Origin of the sequence: Streptomyces sp. NPDC020192, assembly GCF_044388685.1 — a bacterium.
GTDB lineage: Bacteria > Actinomycetota > Actinomycetes > Streptomycetales > Streptomycetaceae > Streptomyces.
The window spans coordinates 95,720-115,994 of the sequence record NZ_JBIRXG010000017.1 but is presented as its reverse complement, the minus strand read 5'-3'; the positions used below and the strand labels follow the sequence as shown (position 1 = coordinate 115,994).

The 20,275-nt window shown below is 73.8% G+C and carries 14 protein-coding genes and 4 pseudogenes; 11 read left to right on the top strand and 7 right to left on the bottom strand.

Annotation, left to right across the window (positions count from 1 at the left end; genetic code table 11):
* Nucleotides 1–25: 25 nt before the first annotated feature.
* Complete coding sequence (locus ACH47Z_RS29715; RefSeq protein ID WP_399079012.1) at nt 26–1,357, bottom strand: SGNH/GDSL hydrolase family protein; 1,332 nt, start codon at nt 1,355–1,357, stop codon at nt 26–28.
* A gap of 249 nt (nt 1,358–1,606) precedes the next feature.
* On the opposite strand from ACH47Z_RS29715, the pseudogene ACH47Z_RS29710 reads away from it, so the two are divergent.
* Together ACH47Z_RS29710 and ACH47Z_RS29705 are read left to right on the top strand one after the other, a co-directional pair.
* Nucleotides 1,607–2,283, top strand: a pseudogene (locus ACH47Z_RS29710) (pectate lyase); the annotation flags it as partial.
* Nucleotides 2,284–2,549: 266 nt separating this feature from the next.
* Nucleotides 2,550–4,799, top strand: a complete 2,250-nt coding sequence (locus ACH47Z_RS29705; RefSeq protein ID WP_399079010.1) for a DEAD/DEAH box helicase — start codon at nt 2,550–2,552, stop codon at nt 4,797–4,799.
* Nucleotides 4,800–4,849: 50 nt separating this feature from the next.
* On the opposite strand, the gene ACH47Z_RS29700 is transcribed toward ACH47Z_RS29705, so the two are convergent.
* Nucleotides 4,850–5,260 (bottom strand): DUF6221 family protein, encoded by a 411-nt coding sequence (locus ACH47Z_RS29700; RefSeq protein ID WP_399079009.1) that lies wholly within the window; start codon nt 5,258–5,260, stop codon nt 4,850–4,852.
* Nucleotides 5,257–6,039: a PaaX family transcriptional regulator C-terminal domain-containing protein gene (locus ACH47Z_RS29695; RefSeq protein WP_399079007.1), complete on the bottom strand. Its 783-nt coding sequence runs from the start codon at nt 6,037–6,039 to the stop codon at nt 5,257–5,259. Before ACH47Z_RS29695 ends, ACH47Z_RS29700 begins: the two co-directional genes overlap by 4 nt.
* A gap of 72 nt (nt 6,040–6,111) precedes the next feature.
* On the opposite strand from ACH47Z_RS29695, the gene ACH47Z_RS29690 reads away from it, so the two are divergent.
* The gene (locus tag ACH47Z_RS29690) at nt 6,112–7,791 is read left to right on the top strand and encodes an acyl-CoA dehydrogenase family protein (RefSeq protein ID WP_399079005.1); all 1,680 of its coding nucleotides are present in this window, start codon (nt 6,112–6,114) and stop codon (nt 7,789–7,791) included.
* Between the two features lie 169 nt (nt 7,792–7,960).
* On the top strand, nt 7,961–9,952 hold the full coding sequence (locus tag ACH47Z_RS29685) for a HEAT repeat domain-containing protein (protein WP_399079003.1): 1,992 nt from the start codon (nt 7,961–7,963) through the stop codon (nt 9,950–9,952).
* A 14-nt stretch (nt 9,953–9,966) separates the two neighbouring features.
* On the opposite strand, the gene ACH47Z_RS29680 is transcribed toward ACH47Z_RS29685, so the two are convergent.
* A complete protein-coding gene (locus ACH47Z_RS29680; protein ID WP_399079001.1) occupies nt 9,967–10,587 on the bottom strand; it encodes a hypothetical protein in 621 nt (206 codons plus the stop codon).
* Nucleotides 10,588–10,860: 273 nt separating this feature from the next.
* Between ACH47Z_RS29680 and ACH47Z_RS29675 the strand changes: the two genes are divergently transcribed.
* Both ACH47Z_RS29675 and ACH47Z_RS29670 read left to right on the top strand, forming a co-directional pair.
* Nucleotides 10,861–11,949, top strand: a complete 1,089-nt coding sequence (locus tag ACH47Z_RS29675; RefSeq protein ID WP_399078999.1) for a WD40/YVTN/BNR-like repeat-containing protein — start codon at nt 10,861–10,863, stop codon at nt 11,947–11,949.
* An 88-nt stretch (nt 11,950–12,037) separates the two neighbouring features.
* A pseudogene (locus ACH47Z_RS29670) lies at nt 12,038–12,309 on the top strand (uracil-DNA glycosylase); the annotation flags it as partial.
* 476 nt (nt 12,310–12,785) lie between these two features.
* On the opposite strand, the pseudogene ACH47Z_RS29665 reads toward ACH47Z_RS29670, so the two are convergent.
* A pseudogene (locus ACH47Z_RS29665) lies at nt 12,786–13,464 on the bottom strand (uracil-DNA glycosylase).
* A 233-nt stretch (nt 13,465–13,697) separates the two neighbouring features.
* Here ACH47Z_RS29665 and ACH47Z_RS29660 point away from each other — a divergent pair.
* The 3 genes and pseudogenes from ACH47Z_RS29660 to ACH47Z_RS29650 all read left to right on the top strand — a co-directional run.
* Nucleotides 13,698–13,991: pseudogene (locus tag ACH47Z_RS29660) on the top strand (uracil-DNA glycosylase); the annotation flags it as partial.
* Nucleotides 13,988–14,953 (top strand): N-acetylglucosamine kinase, encoded by a 966-nt coding sequence (locus ACH47Z_RS29655; RefSeq protein ID WP_399078997.1) that lies wholly within the window; start codon nt 13,988–13,990, stop codon nt 14,951–14,953. The pseudogene ACH47Z_RS29660 and the gene ACH47Z_RS29655, both read left to right, overlap by 4 nt.
* Before the next feature lie 152 nt (nt 14,954–15,105).
* Nucleotides 15,106–16,032: a sirohydrochlorin chelatase gene (locus ACH47Z_RS29650; RefSeq protein ID WP_399078994.1), complete on the top strand. Its 927-nt coding sequence runs from the start codon at nt 15,106–15,108 to the stop codon at nt 16,030–16,032.
* Nucleotides 16,033–16,123: 91 nt separating this feature from the next.
* Here the strand turns inward: ACH47Z_RS29650 and ACH47Z_RS29645 are convergent, their stop codons facing one another.
* Together ACH47Z_RS29645 and ACH47Z_RS29640 are read right to left on the bottom strand one after the other, a co-directional pair.
* Complete coding sequence (locus tag ACH47Z_RS29645) at nt 16,124–17,161, bottom strand: lactonase family protein (RefSeq protein ID WP_399078992.1); 1,038 nt, start codon at nt 17,159–17,161, stop codon at nt 16,124–16,126.
* A 117-nt stretch (nt 17,162–17,278) separates the two neighbouring features.
* Nucleotides 17,279–18,763, bottom strand: coding sequence for an FUSC family protein (locus ACH47Z_RS29640; RefSeq protein ID WP_399078990.1), 1,485 nt, complete (start codon nt 18,761–18,763; stop codon nt 17,279–17,281).
* A gap of 230 nt (nt 18,764–18,993) precedes the next feature.
* Here ACH47Z_RS29640 and ACH47Z_RS29635 point away from each other — a divergent pair, with 230 nt between their 5' ends.
* Together ACH47Z_RS29635 and ACH47Z_RS29630 are read left to right on the top strand one after the other, a co-directional pair.
* Nucleotides 18,994–19,470: an Lrp/AsnC family transcriptional regulator gene (locus tag ACH47Z_RS29635; protein ID WP_399078988.1), complete on the top strand. Its 477-nt coding sequence runs from the start codon at nt 18,994–18,996 to the stop codon at nt 19,468–19,470.
* A gap of 20 nt (nt 19,471–19,490) precedes the next feature.
* Nucleotides 19,491–20,189, top strand: coding sequence for an HAD family hydrolase (locus tag ACH47Z_RS29630; RefSeq protein ID WP_399078986.1), 699 nt, complete (start codon nt 19,491–19,493; stop codon nt 20,187–20,189).
* Nucleotides 20,190–20,275 lie beyond the last annotated feature (86 nt).

Genomic DNA, 20,275 nt, shown 5'->3' with positions numbered 1-20,275 from the left:
CACCGAGTGCCCGTCTCCGCGCTGGTTATCCCCTGTTACGGAACAGTCCCTCGGGCACCGCCGAGGCGAGCACCCGGTAGCCCTCGGGGTTGAGGTGCAGCCCGTCGCCGACCTGGAGGGCGGGCAGCAACCGGTCCGGCGCCGACGGGTCGCGCACCGCCCGGTCGAAGTCGATCAGCGCGTCGAAGTGGCCAGGGGTGCGGATCCAGGCGTTCACCCGCTGCCGGGTGGCCTCCCGTACCCCGGCACCGTCGTCGTACAGGGAGTTGCCCGCGAACGGCGTGATCGTCGCGCCGTAGACCCGGATGCCCAGGGCATGGGCGCGGACGACGATCTGCTGGTACCCGGCGATCAGGTCGTCGGTGACGGCGCGCTGCGCCTCGCGCGTGGCGGCGGCGGTGCCGATGTCGTTGACACCCTCGAAGAGGATCAGCCAGGAGACCCCGCTGCGGGAGAGCACGTCGCGGTCGAGGCGGGCGAGGACGTTGGGGCCGAGGCCGTCGTTGAGGACGCGGTTGCCGCCGGCCGCCTGGTTGAGCACGGCGATGTCCGAGGTGTCCGGCCGGCTCCGGAGGCGGTCGAAGAACTGGTCCGGCCAGCGGTCGTTGCCGTTGGTCGTGGAGCCGCGTCCGTCGGTGAGCGAGTCGCCGACGACGGCCACCGCCCGGGTACGCGCGGGCGCGAGCACCTCGACGTCGCTGAGCAGGTACCAGTGGTCGACGGCGGTCGCACCGGTCAGGTCCTGGTCGCGCGTGTGGTCGCCGTGCACGAGGTACGAGGTCGTACGCGAGCCGGGGTGCGAGGTGAGCGCCAGCGACGCCTGACCGCGGGCGGTGTACGCCGTCACCGTCAGCTCGGTCCCGGCGCGCAGGTCGAAGTCGAGGTCGTCGGAGACCACTTGGGCCCCGACCGGCACGGTCGTGGCGTCCCGGCCCGCGAAGGTGACCCGCCTGAGGCTCCCCGGTTCGACCGCGCCGACCCCGGCCTTCCCGCCCTGGGGCAGGGCGACGGTCACGGCGGTCAGCGGCAGCGGGGTGTCGCCGTAGGCGTTGGAGAAGCGCAGCCGGATGCGATGGCCGCCGGCGGTGACCCGCACGGTCTGCCGCAGGGTGGTGTCCACCAGCACGGACTTCTCACCGGTGTACGGCGCGGGCGGCAGGTTGGCGGGCTCGGTCAGCTGGGGCATGCCGGTCCACGTGTTGACCCAGTGGCTGCGGGTGCCCGAACCGCCCTGGGCCGGGGCCGAGTCGGGCCGGTCGAGCAGTGCCCGGACCGCCGAACCCGTCACGATCAGGGTCAGCACGAGGACACAGACACTCAGCACGGTGGCGAAGGGCGCTCTGGTGGGCTGCTTCACGGCGGCCATCGTGGCATGAACACGCCCGTCATGGAAGCGCTCCCACATCACTTCCCCCGGACCGGGGACGACGGTGCGCGATCCGTTGACTAGAAAGCGCTTGCCCTCTATACGGTCCGTTCATCAGCGTGACCGAACGCGCCATGCAGGGGCACGCAGAGCCGACCATGCCTCAATTGCGTTCCGCATGGCGCACGTTGGTCACACACATGACCCACGACCCCCCACTCGGAAGAAGGCATTCGGGACATGACTTCACGAGTACCCGTACACGTACGAGCACGCGCGCGTACCGGGTCCGGACGCGCACTGGCGGGCGGGCTCGCCGCCCTCAGCCTTACGCTTGGCATGATCATGGCCAACGGAGGCCCCGCCGACGCGGCCACCTGGCCCACCCCCAACGGGAGCCAGCCGGTCACCAAGACCATCTCGTTGTCCGGCACCAAGGACTACGGGATGAAGCGCCTGTACGGCAGCGGGGACCTCGGCACCGGCGGCCGGAGCGAGAACCAGAAACCGATCCTGGACCTGGCTCCCGGCACGGTCCTGAAGAACGTCATCATCGGCGCCCCCGCCGCCGACGGCATCCACTGCGAGGGCAGTTGCACGCTGCAGAACGTCTGGTGGGAGGACGTCGGCGAGGACGCGGCGACGTTCAAGGGCTCCTCGTCGTCCAACGTGTACACCGTCTCGGGCGGCGGCGCGAAGGAGGCCAGCGACAAGGTGTTCCAGTTCAACGGCGCCGGCACGCTCGACGTGTCGAACTTCGCGGTGCAGAACTTCGGCAAGCTGGTGCGCAGTTGCGCAACTGCAAGACGCAGTACAAGCGCACGATCAACCTCAGCAACATCGAGGCGACGTACAAGGGCCTCGCGATCGTCGGCATCAACACCAACTACGGCGACAGCGCGACCCTGAAGAAGATCACCATCGTCGGGGACTCGAGCAAGAAGATCGTCCCGTGCCAGAAGTACATCGGCAACAACACGGGCAAGGAGCCGACCACCAACGGCTCGGGCCCGGACGGCACGTACTGCACGTACTCCAGCTCCGACATCACCTACAAGTAGGCCCCGGCGCCCGTCGGCCCTCCCCCGCCCGCCCCGCGACGCCCCGCACGCCTGCTCACCGCGCCGGTCCCCTCCGGGTCCGGGCCGGGCAGTGGGAGGATGCGGGGTGAGGGGGAGGGCGGATGGGGCGCAGGGAGCGGGAGGCGGTCGCGCGGGCGGCCGAACTGTACGAGGCGGCACGGTCGTTGGCCGACGACCACGCCAAGGCCGTCGAGGCGGTACGCGCGGCGCTGAAGCCGATCGAGGACGCGTCCGTGGCGCAGGCGCTCGACGCGATCCCCGTGACACGGGTCCAGGAGGCCACCGGCGGACGGCTGCGGGTCGGCGAGGTCGACAGGAACGGGCTGCGTACGGTCCGGCAGGTGCTCGACGCCGGGCCCTACCGGCTGCGGCAGATCCCCGGAGTGGGTCAGCGGACCGCGGACCAGATCGTCGCGGCCGCGCGGCAACTCGCCGACGCCGTACGGGACGCCGTCGCCGTCCACATCGACGTCGACCGTCCGGAGCCGCGGACGACCGCGCTCGTCATGGCCCTGCACGTGCTCGTGGAGGCGGGGCCGGACGCCCGGCGCGCGGTCGGCACGGCCGCCGCACTGGCCGAGCGGCTCGAACCCCTGCTGGCCGACGCCCGGCCCGCCGCCGGGCGTCTGGGCATGCTGCTGGCCGGGCAGGACAAGAAGGCCCGCGCGCTGGAGGCCGTCGAGCGGATACGTACGGTCGTGGCGGAGGCGGCGCGGGCCGGCGCTCCCGAGGCGCTCGCGCAGGCGTCGGTGGACCTGCTGCGGGGGCCGTCGACGGACCTCGCGGTCTGGGTGGACTTCGAACTGCGCTCCGCCGAGTACTACGGCCTGCTGGCGGAGGTCTCCGGGCGCGCTCCGGACCCGGCCGCCGCCGAGGGCTTCCTGCCCGACGGCATCGCCGAACGGGTGCGGAGCCAGCAGGTCGACGACTCCCGGCTGCGGGTGTCGCTGCGCGGCTACCAGGCGTTCGGCGCCCGCTTCGCCCTGGCACAGCGCCGGGTGATCCTCGGCGACGAGATGGGGCTCGGCAAGACGATCCAGGCCCTGGCCGCGCTGGCCCATCTGGCCGCCGGGGGGCAGAGCCACTTCATGGTCGTCTGTCCGGCGAGCGTCCTGGTGAACTGGACGCGGGAGATCGAGGCGCGCACCTCGCTGCAGGTCACGTCGTTGCGGGGGTCGGACCGGCGCCGGGCGTTCGCCGACTGGAAGGAGCGGGGCGGCGTCGCCGTGACGACCTTCGACTCCCTGCGCGGATTCCCGGTCCCGGTCCAGGGCAGGATCGGCATGCTGGTGGTCGACGAGGCGCACTGCGTGAAGAACCCCGAGACCCTGCGCTCCCAGGCCGTCGACCGGTGGGCGAAGCGCTGCGAACGGGTCCTGTTCATGACGGGCACACCGATGGAGAACCGGGTCGCCGAGTTCCGCAACCTGGTCCGGATGCTCGACAGGACCGTGGCGAACGGCATCGGCGACCACGCGGGACTGCCCGGCTCCGTGGTGTTCCGGAAGGCGGTCGCCCCCGTCTACCTGCGCCGCAACCAGGTGGACGTCCTCACCGAACTCCCCGCCCTGCAGCAGACGGACGAGTGGGAGGAGCCGAGCGCCTCGGACGAGGAGGCGTACCGGGAGGCGGTGCGCTCCGGCACCTTCATGGCGATGCGCAGGGCCGCGTACGCCCGCCCCGAGCACTCCGCCAAGCTCGTCCGGCTCCGCGAGATCGTGCGCGAGGCGGGGGAGAACGGGCTGAAGGTGGTGGTGTTCTCCGCCTTCCGGGACGTCCTGGGCGTGGTACGGGACGCGCTCGACGCCGGGCCGCGGTCCGGCGGTCCCGTGCTCGGCCCGCTCACCGGGAGCGTGCCGCCCGAGCGGCGCCAGTTGCTCGTCGACGAGTTCGCGGCCGTGTCCGGCCCGGCGGTGCTGCTGGCGCAGATCCAGGCGGGCGGCTTGGGGCTCAACCTCCAGGCCGCGTCCGTCGTGATCATCTGCGAGCCCCAGCTCAAGCCGACCGTGGAACAGCAGGCGGTGGCACGGGCCCACCGCATGGGCCAGGTACGGCCGGTCCGGGTGCACCGTCTGCTGGCTCCGGGCGGAGTGGACGAGCAACTGGTGGAGATGCTCGAGCGGAAGGCCCGTCTCTTCGACGCCTACGCCCGCCGAAGCGCGCTGGCGGAGGCGACCCCGGAGGCCGTCGACGTGTCGGACACGGAGATGGCCCGCCGGATCGTGGCGGAGGAGCAGATCCGCCTGGGCTTCGGCACCGGCCGCGCAGGCGGCGGGCCGCAGGAGACCACGGCCGGGCTCCTCGGTCCCGAGACCGGCGACGTGGCCGACGGCCGCCCTGCTCCGTCGTGACCTGCCCGAACGGAACGGCTCCCGAGCGCAGGGGTTGGGTGCCGGCAGTTCTAAGGGCGCCAGGAGTCGTCGTATCCGGGACGGCCGGCGAACGGTACGGCGAGCAGGCGGAGCGTGGTGCAGGGGGAACGGGGCCGCTCTCCCCCGCGACAGGTGCGGCAGCTGCCGTCGTCCCGCGTCCCGTGTTCCTCCAGCAGTGCCCGCTTCGCCTCGAGTTCGCGCAGCACCCGGTCCGGATCGTGCCGGGCCACATGGGTGAGCAGCTTCACCGGGTCCTCGGCGCCGAACTGCACCATCGGCGTGTGCGTGGTCCTGCCCTCCTGGGAGGTCAGCACCTGCTCGATCTCGTCGGCCATGACGCCCCAGACCGCGCCGGGCGCGCCGGCGATCGCGTCCCGGGCCACCCGCTCCTCCTCCGCGAACCGGTCCCGCAGGAACGCATCGAGGGCCTCCGCCGTCATGCGGCGCGCCCCCTGCCGCCCACCGATGCGGTCAACTCCCGCTGGTAGGCGGCGTAGGCCGTGCGCAGGGGCTCTGCCGGCCAGTGCGCGGGGAGCAGTTCGGGCGGCAGGACCGGGTCGGTGAGCAGATGACGGACGGCGGCGGTGTACGCGGTGAAGCGGTCCGCGGGGGCCCGGTCGGCCGCCGTGTGCGTGAGCAGTGCCCGCGCGGTGGCCGCCCAGGCGTCCAGCGGCCAGAGCCGGGCGGCGAGGTCGCGCGCGGGCTCGTCGGGGCGGACCGTGCCGGTCAGGGCGACATGGCGCAGGTCGGGGGGCAGGGGGCGGTCGAGGTTGGCCGGGCGCAGCCATACCCCCTCGCGGAGTTCGGCGAGGCGCAGGGCGGTCAACCGGGCGCGCAGCTCGGCGCGTTCGGCGGGGCCGCGGCCCGTCGCCGTGATCACCACCATCTCCCAGTCGCCGTCCCACGCGCGCGTGCCGGGACGCAGGGCCTCGTCCTGGCGTCGCTGACGGGCCAGCAGCCGGTCGCTGAGCCGGTAGACGGCGTCCGTGCGCCGCAGGTCCCCGGCGGCCACCATCCGGCTGAGCGCGGCCCGCAGCGTGGAGCCGCCCACGCCGAACGGCTCCACCAGCCGGACCAGGTCCTTCACCGGCAGCTGAGGCGGGTGCGCGCCGAGGAGGAGGCTCAGCACGACCGACCGCGCGGACAGCGGCCGCAGCTCCGGGTCCGCCCGCTCCGGCACCGGCTCGGGCTCGGGCTCGGACGAGACGTTCATGCGCATGGGCACGAACTGTACGTGCGCTTTCGTTGTTGCGTTATTGCTACAACCGCAGAAAGAGCGCAACATGGCTGTATGGTCTCGATTCCCGTACAGCCGCAGTCGCAGTCACAGTCGGCGTCCCAGCCGCGGTACGCCACGCATGACGTCACCAACCAGGCCCCGCCCCTGGCCCCTTACGACGCCTCCGACGACCGGGCCCTGCTGGAGGGGCTGCGCCGGGAGGGCGCGGGCTGGGCCGAGGAGGACATCCGGCGGCTGGGGGCGCGCGCCGGGAGCGCGGAGGCGCAGGAGTGGGGCGAGCTGGCCAACCGGTACGAGCCGGAGCTGCGCACCCACGACCGCTACGGCAACCGGGTCGACGAGGTCGACTTCCATCCCAGCTGGCATCACCTGATGCGCACGGCGGTCGCCGAGGGCCTGGCCGGCGCCCCGTGGGCGGACGAGCGGCCCGGCGCCCATGTGGCGCGTACCGCGGGCGGACTGGTGTGGGGGCACACCGAGGCCGGGCACGGCTGTCCGACGTCGATGACGTACGCCGCCGTCCCCGCGCTGCGCGCCCAGCCGGACCTGGCCAAGGTGTACGAACCGCTGCTCACCAGCCGGGAGTACGACCCGGAACTGCGCGTGCCGACGGAGAAGCCGGGGCTGCTCGCGGGGATGGGCATGACCGAGAAGCAGGGCGGCTCGGACGTGCGGACGAACACCACCACGGCCACGCCCACCGGTGAGCCGGGCGTGTACACGCTGCGGGGCCACAAGTGGTTCACGTCGGCGCCGATGTGCGACGTCTTCCTGGTGCTGGCGCAGGCGCCGGGGGGTCTGTCCTGTTTCCTGGTGCCGCGCGTGCTGCCGGACGGGAGCCGCAACACCTTCCGTATCCAGCGCCTGAAGGACAAGCTGGGCAACCGGTCCAACGCCTCCTCCGAGCCGGAGTTCGACCACACGGTGGCCTGGCTGGTGGGGCCGGAGGGGCGTGGTGTGAAGACCATCATCGAGATGGTCAACTGCACCCGGCTGGACTGCGTGATGTCCACGGCGACCCTGATGCGCAAGACGCTGGTCGAGGCGGGGCATCACGCCCGGCACCGCAGCGCGTTCGGCGCCCGGCTCGTCGAGCAGCCGCTGATGCGCAACGTCCTGGCCGATCTGGCACTGGAGTCGGAGGCGGCGACGACGCTCACGCTGCGGCTGGCCGGCGCGGCCGACCGCGCGGTGCGCGGGGACGCCGCCGAGCGGCCCTTCCGGCGGATCGCCACCGCGGTGGGCAAGTACTGGGTCACCAAGCGCGGTCCGGCCTTCACCGCGGAGGCCCTGGAGTGCCTGGGCGGCAACGGCTATGTCGAGGACTCCGGCATGCCCCGGCACTACCGGGAGGCCCCGCTGCTGTCGATCTGGGAGGGTTCGGGCAACGTCAACGCGCTCGACGTGCTGCGCGCCCTGGGCCGCGAACCGGACACCGCCGAGGCACTGTTCGCCGAACTCGCCCTCGCGCGCGGGGCGGACGCCCGCCTGGACGCCACGGTGGCCGCACTGAAGGACGAGTTGGCCGAAACCGGCCAGGTGGGCGCCCGCCGGCTGGTCGAGCGGATGGCGCTCGCCCTCCAGGCCTCGCTGCTGGTCCGGCACGCCCCGCACCCGGTGGCGGACGCGTTCTGCGCGAGCCGGCTGGGCGGCGACTGGGGGCACGCGTTCGGCACGCTCCCCGCCGGGACCGACCTCGACGCGATCCTGGAGCGCGCCCTGCCGGCCTGAACTGACGCCCGCCTGGCCTGAACTCCCCCTCCCCGAGCGAATGCGGCCTGCACGTGCGCGTGGCCGGTGACAGCCGACGGATCGCACACAGTCAGCGCGCGGTTCCGTACCGTTGTCAGTGCCGTGGTGCACACTCGCGATCAGGTGGCACTCGTCTGGGGAGGACTACGTGTTCACGGGGATCGACGAGGTCGACTGGGCCTCGCTGCGGCACGCCCACGGCAGCGCGCGGGACGTGCCCGGATGGCTGCGGGCGCTGGCGTCCGCGGACAGCGCCGAGCGGGCGGGCGCGCTCGACGGGATGTACGGCGCGCTGCGCCACGAGGACAGGGTGTACGACGCGACGCCGGCCTGCGTTCCGTTCCTGCTCGCGCTCGCGGCCCGCCCGGAGGTGCCGGACCGGGCGGGCATCGTGGAACTGCTGGTCGGCATCGGCATGGAGGGCACGGACGGGGACACGCGCGCGTGGGAGGCGGTGCGCGCGGGTGCCGAGGTGTTCGTCCCGCTGGCCGAGGATGCGGACCCGGCGGTGCGCGGCGCGGCGGCCGGGGCTCTCGTGCGCTTCCCGGCCGAGCCCGCGCGCGCCCTGGAGTTGCTGCACCTGCGACTGCGGGCCGAGCGGGACGGCTGTGTCCTGCTCGCCCTGACCGAGGCGCTCGGCCTGTTCGCCCGCCGGTACCCGGCGCACGCCGACGCCGCGGTGGACCTCCTGGTCGAGCTGAGCGAGCCGCCCCACGACGCCGGGCCGCGGCTCGCCGCCCTCGGCCAGCTCGCGCTCGCCGCGCCCGCCCGGCTTCCGGCCGGTCTGGTACCGACGGCGGTCGGGCTGCTGCGGGAGCGGTCCGCGCGGCGCGCCGGTGCCGCCGAGCCGGCGGGCGCCGACACCCTCGTGGGCCGGATACGGCGGCTGCGCCCCTCCGACGAGGAGGGCGCCCATCTGCTGCGCACCCTGCACACCGCGCTCGGCGACCGCGTGGCCGACCGGACCGCCCTGCTCACCGGCCAGTTGACCGGCCCGGACCCGGTGGACCGGTGCAACGCCGTGTGGATGGCGGCGGCACTGCTGCGCGGCTGGCGCGGCGATCACACGGCCACCGTCGGCCTGCTCGGCAGCCAACTGGGCGCTGACCAGGACCGGTTGCGGGACGCGGCAGTCGCGGTACTGGCGGAGCTGTTCGTGCTGGCCGCGCCTGCCGCGGGCGACCTGCACACGCTGGTGTGCGCCCGGCCCGATCTGTGGACGCATCGCTGGGAGCGCGGCTCCCCCGTGCTCGGCGGCCCGCTCAGAGCACTGGCCAGGTGTGGTGATCCCCGCGCGGTCCCGGCCCTGGCCCAGCTCCTGGCCGGCCCGGCCGCACCCGCGGACCTGGGGTTCGAGCTGGCCCACCTGGGCGCCGCCGCGGCCCCGCTCGCGCCCGCGGTACGGCACCGGCTCGGCCGGATCCCGCTGACCTCGCCGTCCGCCGCCCTGCTCGCCGCCCCGCTGCTGGCGGCGGTCAGAGCCGTCGGAGACGAGGACGCGGTCCCGGAGGTGCTGCGGCTGCTGTCGGGCGCCCCCGACGGCCTGGGGGCTCGGGACGCGGTCGTGGGCCAGGCCATCGGCACGCTGGAGGCGCTGGGCGCCGGGAGACGGGCGGCACCGCTGCTCCGGGCGCTCCTGACCACCCGGCACGCGGCCGCCGCGGCCGGGGCCCTCTGGTCGGCGGACGGGGACGCCTCCGCCGTACTCCCGGTCCTGTTGCGGGAGTTGACACAGGGCGACCCGGCGAGCCGGTGCGCGGCCGCCCGGCGGCTGGGCAAGCTGGGTCACGCCGCGCGCCCCGCCCTGCCCGCGCTGCGCCGGGCCGCCGGGTCGGGGCGGACAGGTCAGCGGACGGCGGCCGCGTGCGCGCTGTGGCACATCGCCGCAGATCCGGAACCGGTCCTGCCGGCCTTCCGGGCGGCCTGGACGGCGGACCCGCACGTCCGCGGCTCCATCGCCCGCTGCCTCAGCACGATGGGCCCGGCCGCCTCCCCGCTACGGGACCTGGTGGCGGCCGAACTGGCCGCCCCGCGCCGTCACCTGGCCCGCGCGGGCACGCCCTGCCGCCGTGGCATCCCGAGGGACGAGGCACTGCTGAGCGCTTGCCGGGAGGTGCTGGTGGGGCGGCAGATCCGTTGACGGCGGGAAGACCATCAGGCCCCGCCCTGGGGCTCTTGCCGGTGGTCGGACCAGCCGCCCCACTGGGGTCCGAGCCGCGCCCATTCCGTGTCCCAGGCCTCCATCCGGCGTCGTTCCAGGCGGCCGCGCAGGGCCAGGCCACCGGCGAAGGGGACGGCCGCGGCGCTCAGGCCCACCAGTGTGCCGATGAGGCTGCCCCGCAGGACCGCCTCGGACGCTGCGGTGGGGCGGTCGGCGACACGGCCCTGGGCATCGGTCCAGACGGTGACCGGCGTGCCGGCCGCACTGCCGGGTTCCACCCGGACCTGACCGGTGTGGACGGCGCCGTCGGCGGCCGTCCAGCGCACCGTGGCCCACACCGGCTCCCCCACCACGGTGTTGCTGTGCCCGGGGGGCGCCGCCCGGACCGGTTCGACGACCCGGGCGACGACGGGGTGCCGGTCGGCGCGTTCCCGGGCGAGTCCGTCCTCCACGGACCCGGCCGCCGCGAGACCGGCGAACACCCCGGCGAGGGCGGTCAGCAGCCAGGCGCCGAGCACCACCCAGGCCTCGATCACGTCGGCCCGGCGTCTGAGCGGGTTGCGCCGCCAGCGCCACAGCCACACCTTCGGACCACGGAACGCCTTCAAAGGCATCCTCCTCACGAGCGCGCACCGACCGGCCGGACCGCCCTCCCATACGCGGGAGACCGCTCCGCTGCTCACGACGAGCCGTCCTCTCGACGGTCGCACGAGACACCCCGTTCGCGCAGGCACATGCCCGAACGCATCCGGCCGATCTTCGCCACATGCCGACGACACCGCTGTGACCTGGGAAAACACCGGCTGGGGGGAGAGTGTCAGTGGTGGGGTGCAGACTGGCCGATATCTGACTACTACCTGGACAACGACGTCCCGGAGGTGATCGGCATGACCGAGGTTCTGCTGGCGGTGGGCACCCGTAAGGGCCTGTTCATCGGGCGGCGCAAAGGCGGCGGTGCCTGGGAGTTCGACGACAGCCCGTATTTCAACGCGCAGGCGATCTACTCGGTCGCCATCGACACCCGGGAGGGCCGGCCCCGGCTGTTGGCGGGCGGCGACAGCGCGCACTGGGGCCCGTCGGTGTTCCACTCCGACGACCTCGGCCGCAGCTGGACCGAACCGGCGCGGCCCGCCGTCAAGTTCCCTCAGGACACCGGCGCTTCGCTGGAGCGCGTCTGGCAGCTCCATCCGGCCGCGGCCGAGCCCGACGTGGTCTACGCGGGCACGGAACCGGCCGCGTTGTACCGCTCGGAGGACCGCGGCGAGAGCTTCGAGCTGGTCCGGCCGCTGTGGGAGCATCCGACGCGCGCGCAGTGGGTGCCGGGCGGCGGCGGTGAGGGCCTGCACACCGTGGTCACCGACGCGCGTGACCCGAAGGCGGTGACCGTCGCCGTCTCGACGGCCGGGGTGTTCCGCACCACCGACGGCGGCGCGAGCTGGGCGCCGTCCAACTCCGGCGTGTCCGCGGTGTTCCTGCCGGATCCGAACCCGGAGTTCGGCCAGTGCGTGCACAAGATCGCCAAGGACGCGGCCGACCCGGACCGGCTGTATCTGCAGAACCACTGGGGGGTGTACAGAAGCGACGACGCGGGCGCGCACTGGACCGACATCGGCGCGGATCTGCCGTCCACGTTCGGCTTCGCGGTGGCCACTCACCCGCGCCGGGGCGACACGGCGTACGTCTTCCCGATCAACGCCGACGCGGACCGGGTGCCCGCCGAGCACCGCTGCCGGGTCTTCCGCACCGAGGACGCGGGCCGCACCTGGGAGCCGCTGGCCGAGGGGCTGCCGACGGAGGACCACTACGGCACGGTGCTGAGGGACGCTTTGTGGACGGACGACGCCGATCCGGCGGGCGTGTACTTCGGCAATCGCAACGGCGAGGTGTTCGCGTCGGCCGACGACGGCGACAGCTGGCAGCAGTTGGCCGCGCATCTGCCGGACGTGCTGTGCGGGCGGGCGGCGGTGATCGGCTGAGCCGCGCGTGCCGTCCGTCGGAGGCCCGGGCGTCGTGCTCGGGCCATCGGTTGATCACCCTGCTGCGTACGGCAGTAGCGTGACGCCCGTGGCACCACGACCCTTGCATGAAATCGTCGAACCGGGCTGGGCGAAGGCCCTGGAACCCGTCGCCGGGCGGACCTCCCAGATGGGCGACTTCCTGCGCGCGGAGATCGCCGCGGGACGCACCTGTCTTCCGGCCGGACCCAACGTCCTACGGCCTTCCGACAACCCTTCGACGACGTACGGGTCCTGATCGTCGGTCAGGACCCGTATCCGACTCCGGGGCACGCGGAAATCAGATGTCGGACACGGGTCCGGGGCCCTCTGCGGCCCCTGATACCGAGACCCCCCAACATGCTCCACGCCCGGTAGCCCAAAACCGCACCCCGCCGCTCACGCCTTCCGTGGCGAGGTCGGGTGGCGGTGTGCCAGGCGTTCCAGATCTCCGCGCGCAGACTGCCTCGGAACGGCGGGTCCGTGCCCCGTTTGCAGGCCCGCCTGGCTCGACCACCTTCGGACCCTCCTCGTGCCGCACCGGGCCGGTGACCGCGAGTTCGGCCGAGGCCGCGGAAACGAACGCGATCAGGCCCCTGCTCGTCGGTCCGGCGTGCCAGCGAACCCGCTCGACCACGAGGTCGGGCGAGCCCTGCCGTTGGTCCTTCAGGCAGTGGGCGCCCCGGTCCGGGTCGTCGGCCCTTCTGAGGCACGGCGGGCGAAGGCTCTCGCTCAACCAGCGTCACGCCCCACCCGACGAAAGCCCTGCACCTCGGGCGACAGGGCGCCGGCATCCGAGCCATCACACGCCCCACGACTCACGGCAGGCGCCAGTCCACCGGCTGCCCCCCCTTGCCGCACCAGCAAGTCATTGGCCCGGCTGAACGGACGCGAGCCGAAGAACCCGCGGTCCGCCGACATCGGCGAGGGATGAGCAGACTCGATCGCCGGAAGATCCCCCAGCAGTGGACGCAGATTACGCGCGTCACGCCCCCACAGGATGGACACCAACGGCTTGCCCCGCGCGGCCAGCGCCCGGATCGCCTGCTCGGTGACCTCCTCCCAGCCCTGCCCGCGGTGCGCACCCGGCTTGCGGGGCGCCGTCGTCAACGCCCTGTTGAGCAACAGCACCCCCTGCTCGGTCCACGGCGTCAGATCACCGTTGGACGGCCGGGACAGCCCCAAGTCCGCATGCATCTCCCGGAAGATGTTCTCCAAACTCCCCGGCAACGAACGCACCTCGGGCGCCACCGCGAAACTCAACCCGATCGCCATCCCCGGCGTGGGATAGGGATCCTGGCCCACGATCAGGACGCGCACGTCATCGAAGGGCTGCTGGAAAGCCCGCAGGACATTCGCACCGGACGGAAGGTAGGTCCGGCCCGCCGCTATCTCCGCCCGGAGGAAGTCCCCCATCGCAGCGATACGTTCGGCCGCAGGTTCAAGAGCCTTAGCCCAGCCCGCTTCAACAAGTTCATGCAAAGGTCGTGGTGCCACAGCGCGTCACCCTACTGGCACACACCGGGGTCCCGCACAAACCCGGACGCCCCCACGCACGGACACTGCCCTCGACGCTAGTCTTCCTCCTCATCAAGGTCATCGAGCCGATCCAGCAGATCGCACAGCCGGTCACCGGGAAGGAGGGGAGCCCGTTGCAACCAGTGATCAAGCCACTCCGCCATGGTCATCGCACCCTGCCAGCCCTCCATCGCCGGCACCCAGATCTCAAAACTCCCGCACACGCGGTGGGCCTGTCGTTCCCGGTCGCGCCCGAGGTACGCCCGCTGCCGCCGAGCCTGATCAACATGACCGTGGCGGCGCGCGGCAAGCCGCTGGTCTCCTTCCTGTGGGGCCGGGAGGCCGACAATCTGCGTCCGCTGCTCGGCCCCCTCCCGGCCGAGGAGTCCGCGCACCCGTCGCCCAGGTCGGCCGACTACGGCTTCTTCGGCTCGCGCCCGTTCAGCCGGGCCATCGCCCTGCTGCCCCAGCAGGGCGGACAGCCGGTGGGCTGGCGTCTGCCGTGACCGGTGCCGGGTATCTGGCCGTCGACTCCGGAGGTTCGGGCCTCCGGATCGCCGTCGGTGTCCCGGGGCGGGCGCCCGCGGCGGGCCGGGAGTCCCGGGAGCCCGTCCGCACGGGTGCCCGGGGCATCGATCCGGCGCATCTCCTGGCGGAACTCGTCCCGCTGGCCCGTGCTGCGGCCACGGAGGCCGGGGTGGCCGGGCTGGACACAGCCGTCGTCGGGGCCGCCGGATTCGCCTCGCTGGGCGACGGCCTGCGCGATGAACTGCCGGGCGCCCTGGCCCGGGAGCTGGGCGTGCGGCGGGTGGCACTCGCCGCCGACGCCGTCACCGCCTACGTCGGCGCCCTGGGGCCGCGTCCGGGCGCGGTGCTCGCGGCGGGCACGGGGCTGATCGCGGTCGGCACCGACCTCACGCGGTGGCGGCGGGCCGACGGCTGGGGCCATCTGCTCGGCGACTGCGGCAGCGGCGCCTGGATCGGACGGGCCGGCCTGGAGGCGGCACTGCGCGCCCACGACGGCCGGGACGGCGGCTCAGCGCCGCTGCTGGCCTCAGCGCAGGAGCAGTTCGGACCGGTGCGCGAACTGCCGGGCCGGCTCTACCCGCGCACCGACCGGCCCGCCGTACTGGCCTCCTTCGCGCCGCATGTCGCGGCGTGCGCCGCGCACGACCCGGTGGCCGCGGGCATCCTGCGTGCGGCGGCCCGGCACATGGCCGACTCCGCCGCGGCCGTGTGCCCGGCGGACGGGGAGCCCGAAGTGGCGCTCACCGGCGGCCTCCTCAAGATGGGCGACCCGCTCCTCGTACCGCTGCGCGAGGAGTTGGCACGGCGGCTGCCGCACGCCCGGCAGGTACCGGCCGAGGGGGATCCGCTGCACGGCAGCGTGCGCATCGCGACCGAGCTGGCGACGGGTCGGCTCACCCTCCCGGGTGAGCCACGCATGCTCTGCGTGGTCATCACATAAGGGGATTGCGCCTTTTGTGAGCCATGTGCCCGGCATGTGCCCCGAACGCATGCCCTGCCGTACGTAACTCAGTCAGACAAATCCGGACGGATACCGCTCACCCGCCCCCTCCCCGAACGGAGCAGCGCACAAAGCCAGTAACATGCGGCGCCATGAGCTCCCCCACTGGACCCGCGTCCGGCCTGCCAGTACGAATGCCGCGACCCCGCCAGCCCGGACGGCACCGCCGGCCGGAACCGCTGGTGGCTCCCGAGGGCGCGCCCGCGCTCGTCCTCGCGGTGCCCGGCGCGCCCAGCACCGCCACGCGCGGCCTCGCCGAGGAGGTCGTGAGCATCGCCCGCTCCGAGCTGCCCGGCCTGGACGCCCGGATCGGGTACCTGGACGGGGACGACGCCGAGTTCCCCACGCTGCGGTCCGTGCTGGCGCACGCCGCCGAGGAGCGCACGGCCCGGTACGAGCAGGCCGTGGCCGCCGGTGTCGAGGGGATCAAGGAGCCCGACGGCCCGGTCGCCGTCGTCGTGCCGCTGCTGGCCGGTCCGGACAGCTCCCTGCTGCGCCAGATCCGCCAGTCCGTGATGGACAGCCGGGTCGCCGCCGAACTGACCGATGTCCTCGGCCCGCACCCGCTGCTCGCCGAGGCACTGCACGTACGGCTGTCCGAGGCGGGCCTGGCCCGCGCCGACCGCGCCCGGCTGTTCACCGTGGCCACCGCCGCGGACGGCATCATCCTGGCGTCCGTGGGCGGCGACGAGGCGGTGCAGGCGGCCGGGATCACCGGCATGCTGCTCGCCGCGCGCCTGGCCGTGCCGGTGATGGCGGCGGCCCTGGACCAGGAGGGCTCGATCTCCTCCGTCGCCGAGCAGCTGCGCTCCTCCGGCTCGCAGCAGCTGGCCCTGGCGCCGTATCTGATCGGCCCGGAGATCGACCCGGGGCTGCTGGCGGCGGCCGCCGAGGAGGTGGGCTGCGCCACGGCCGAGGCGCTCGGCGCGTACCCGGCGATCGGCAAGCTCGCCCTCGCCAAGTACACGACGGCGCTCGGCATCGCCCCGCAGCAGCCGCAGGGCACGCCGGTCCCCTGACCCGCGCCGGCGTCACCCGGCCTCCGCACCTCTGTACGACCCAGGGCCCGCTCCGCACCCCGGAGCGGGCCCTTCGTTCTCTTCGGGCCGTTCAGCCGAAGACGACGCACGAGGCCGCGGGGACCGGCACCGAGCCGTCGTAGCGGGGCAGTCCCGTCGCCTCGTCCACGGCGAACCAGGTCACGTCGCCGGAGCGCTCGTTGGCCACGTACAGGAAGCCGTTGCGCTCGGCGAGCGCGCGCGGCCAGTTCCCGCCGCAGGTCACCGCGCCGACGAGCCGCAGTCCGTCGCCCTCGACGGCGAGGACCGACAGCACGTCCTCGCCGCGGGTGGCGGTCCACACGAAGCGGCCGTCGGGCGAGACCACGATCCCCGACGGATAGGCGTCGCCGGCCGGGGCGCCCGGCAGCACGGGGACCTCGCTCAGCGGCCTCAGGGAACCGCCGGCGGCGTCCCAGCGGCATACGGTCACCGTCGGAGTGAGTTCGTTGACGACGTAGGCGTGCCGGCCGTCGGGGTGGAAGGCCAGATGGCGCGGGCCGGAACCGGGGCGCAGGGCGAACTCGCGGTGCAGGACGGGGGCGCCGTCCCTGAGGGCGCACACCCGGACCGAGTCCGTGCCGAGGTCGACGCTGACCGCCCACCGGCCGCTCGGGTCGGACTGCACCTGGTGGGCGTGCGGGCCGCGCTGGCGCCGGTCGTGCGGGCCACAACCGGTGTGCTGGAGCTGTCCGGAGGGCTTGGCGGCGAGGCTGCCGTCCGGGCGCACGGGGACGGCGGTGACGCTGCCGCAGCCGTAGTTGGCGGTCAGCACGTGTCCGCCGTACAGGCCGAGGTGGGTGGGACCGCTGCCGTCCACCAGGACGGGCGGTCCGGCGAGTTCGGGCCGGTCGCCGCCGACCCGGAAGGCGGCGACGGCGCCGTCGGCCGTCTCACTGACCGCGTACAGCGTGGCCCCGTCGGGCGACAGGGCCAGATAGGACGGGTCGGGTACGTCGTTCACGGCGGCGCCGAGGACGAGGGCACCGCCGTCCGGCGCGAGCCGCGCGGTCACCAGTCCGGGGCCGCCCGCCGCCGTGAACGAGCCGATGAACGCCCGGCGCCCGCCGGACCTGCCGTCCTGTGCCACCGCTTTCCCCTCTCGGTCGTACCGGTCCGGGGCCGACGCTAGCAGTCGATCACGACGGTCTAGACCAGGGGCGCGGGGTGCCTTTCTTCGCCTTGTCGTCTTCGTCCCGGTGCTGGCTCAGGCGCCCACCAGCCGCGATCCCGACGGTGCTCGCAGGGGTTCGGCGAGGTCGGCGAGGGCGCGCTCCAGGCCGTGCAGATGGGCCAGGGCGGGCTCGGCGGGCGCCTCGGCCACGAAGGTGACCCGGCGGCCCTGGGTGAGTGCCTCGACGGCGGCCTCCACGCGCCAGCAGGCCGTGGCCAGCCGGGCGTCGTGCGAGGCTTCGGGGTCGGCCGCGACCGCGACCAGGCCGCGCACCTCGCGGGCGCAGTCGTCGAGGAGCGCGAGGACCCGGCGGGCGCGCCGCTTGCGGGCCGGCATCGGGTTCAGCGGGTGCACCAGCGGGGCCACGGCGAGCCGGACCCGGCCGAGCAGCTGCTCCAGTTCGGCCACGCGGGGCGCCGGGTCGGCCGTGGCGGAGCCCGCGAGCCGCTCGGCGGCCTCGGCGGTGCAGGCGTGGACGCAGCGCAGGGCGCGCCGGATCCAGGCGTCCGTGATGGCGTGGGTGGTGACCGGCAGGACGAACAGCACGGCGAGCGCGGCGCCGAGCGCGCCGACACCGGTCTCCACCAGGCGCAGGCCGAGCAGACCGGGGCTGAGGACGCCGAGAAGGCCGTAGAGGGACTCGGCGAGCACGGTCACCCAGAGCATCATCCAGGTGTAGGAGACGGCGGCCGTGTAGAAGATGCCGAAGACGGCGACCGTGACGAGGGCGGCCGTCGGGACGGGCGCGCCGTGCACGGGGACGGCGACGAGGAAGCCCAGGCAGATGCCGATCAGCGTGCCGAGCACCCGGCGGAAGCCGCGGACCAGCGTCTCGCCGCGCGAGGCGGTGTTGACGAAGATCCACCAGGTGGCGCCGACGGCCCAGTACCAGCGCTGTCCGGACACCAGCTGGCCCACGACCAGCGCGAAGCCCGCACCCGCGGCCGCCTGGACCGCCTGCCGCGTGGTCACCCGGGCCAGTCCGGAGCCGACAGCAGGGGACGGTGCGGCGGCCGGGGGCAGCCGGCGCTCGTAGCACCACAGGCCGAAGCGCACCACGGCCGCGCTGAGCACGGACAGCAGGACGGCGGCGTACAGCTCGGGCAGCTTCTCCGGGGTGGCGTGCAGGAACTGGGCCACGAAGAAGGTCATGAAGGCGAACACGCCGAGGCTGTGGCCGCGCGGACCCCAGCGGCGCGCGTACACCCCGGCGCCGACGACGGCCAGGAAGGCGAGGTCGCGCGCGACGGGGAAGGCGTGCAGTTCGGCCGCGGCCGCGAGCACCGGTACGCCCACGGCGGGCAGCAGCGCGGTGGTGAGGGCCTGTCCGCGCACGGTCGCGTCGGCCACGGTGAACAGGGCGAGCAGCGCGGCGAGGCCGCCGGTGACCGCGCCGACGACGGAGTGTCCGGCGAGGAAGCAGACGACGACCGCGAGCCCGATGCCGAGGACGGCCCGCGCGGCGAAGCGCAACCGCGCACGCCCCGGGTCCGGAGCCACGAACATCCTCTTCAGCACTGCTGCCCTCCCCATCGCACACCGGCACAGAAAAGGCGCCGCGGGGGTCCGCAGCGCCATCGACGTGTCCATGAGAGCATCACCCGGGTCACTGGCTCAAGTGATGCCCGGATCGCTGAGCCATTGGCACAGCATCACGCGCTCCTGGACGGCGGCTGAAAAGCCAACGGCCCAGGTCGTGCAGCCTGTGCCGACGCGGCATGGCTGAGCCATTGGTACAGTCGTCCATCATGGCCGTGGACGACCTCGACACCCGTATCCTGCGGCTGCTCCTGGAGCAGCCGCGCACCAGCGTGCGCGAGTACGCCCGCATCCTGGGCGTCGCCCGCGGCACGCTCCAGGCCCGGATGGACCGCATGGAACGGGACGGCGTGATCACCGGCACGGGCCCGTCCCTCTCCCCCGCCGCCCTGGGCCATCCGGTGCTGGCGTTCGTGCACATCGAGGTCACCCAGGGCCATCTGGACGACGTGGGGGACGCGCTGGCCGCCGTACCGGAGATCGTGGAGGCGTTCTCCATCACGGGCGGCGGGGATCTGCTCGCGCGGGTGGTGGGCCGGGACAACGCCCATCTGGAGGACGTCATCCAGAAGCTGATCAGCCTGCCGGGCGTGGTGCGCACCCGTACCGAGGTGGCGCTGCGCGAGCGCGTCCCGTACCGGCTGCTGCCCCTGGTGGAGTCGGTGGGCCGGGCGGCCCGCGGCTGACGCTTGGCATGCTGGACCGCATGAGCGATCCCGGTGCCCTCTCGGTCGTCCTCGATCTCGACGGAACGCTGGTGGACAGCGAGCCGAACTACTACGAGGCGAGCCGGCAGACCCCGGCCGGGTACGGCGTCCGGGGCTACACCTGGGCGGACCACGAGAGCTACGTCGGTATCAGCACCCTGGAGACGGCGGCCCGCTGGCGCGAACGCTACGGTCTGAGCGCCACGGCACGGGAACTGCTCGCCGGCATGAACCCGCGCTATCTGGCGCCGGCCCGCACCCGCACACCGGTGTTCCCGGAGATGCGCACGTTCGTGGAGCTGCTGGCCGCCGAGCGGGTGCCGACGGCGGTGGCCTCGGGCTCCTCCCCGGAGGCGATCGAGGCGATCCTCGAGGGGACGGGCCTGGGCACGTTCCTGCGCACGGCGGTGTCCGCCGAGGAGGTACGGCACGGCAAGCCCGCCCCCGACATCCTCCTGGAGGCGGCCCGGCGCCTCGACGCGGACCCCGCCGACTGTGTGGTCCTGGAGGACGCGGCCCCGGGCGCGGCCGCCGCCCACGCGGCCGGAATGCGCTGCATCGCGATCCCGTACGTGGCGGCCCAGGCCGACGCCCCCGGGTTCGCCACGGCGGACCTGCTGCTGCGGGGCGGCCAGCGGGAGTTCACGGCGCAGTCGGTGTACGCCTGGCTCCGGGAGACCGCCGACCGCGCCCGCTGAACCCTCGTACGGGTCAGTCGTACGGATCAGTTCACGGACTGCTGACGCGCCGTACGACGGGCGCCGCGGAAACGGCCGTTCGGCTC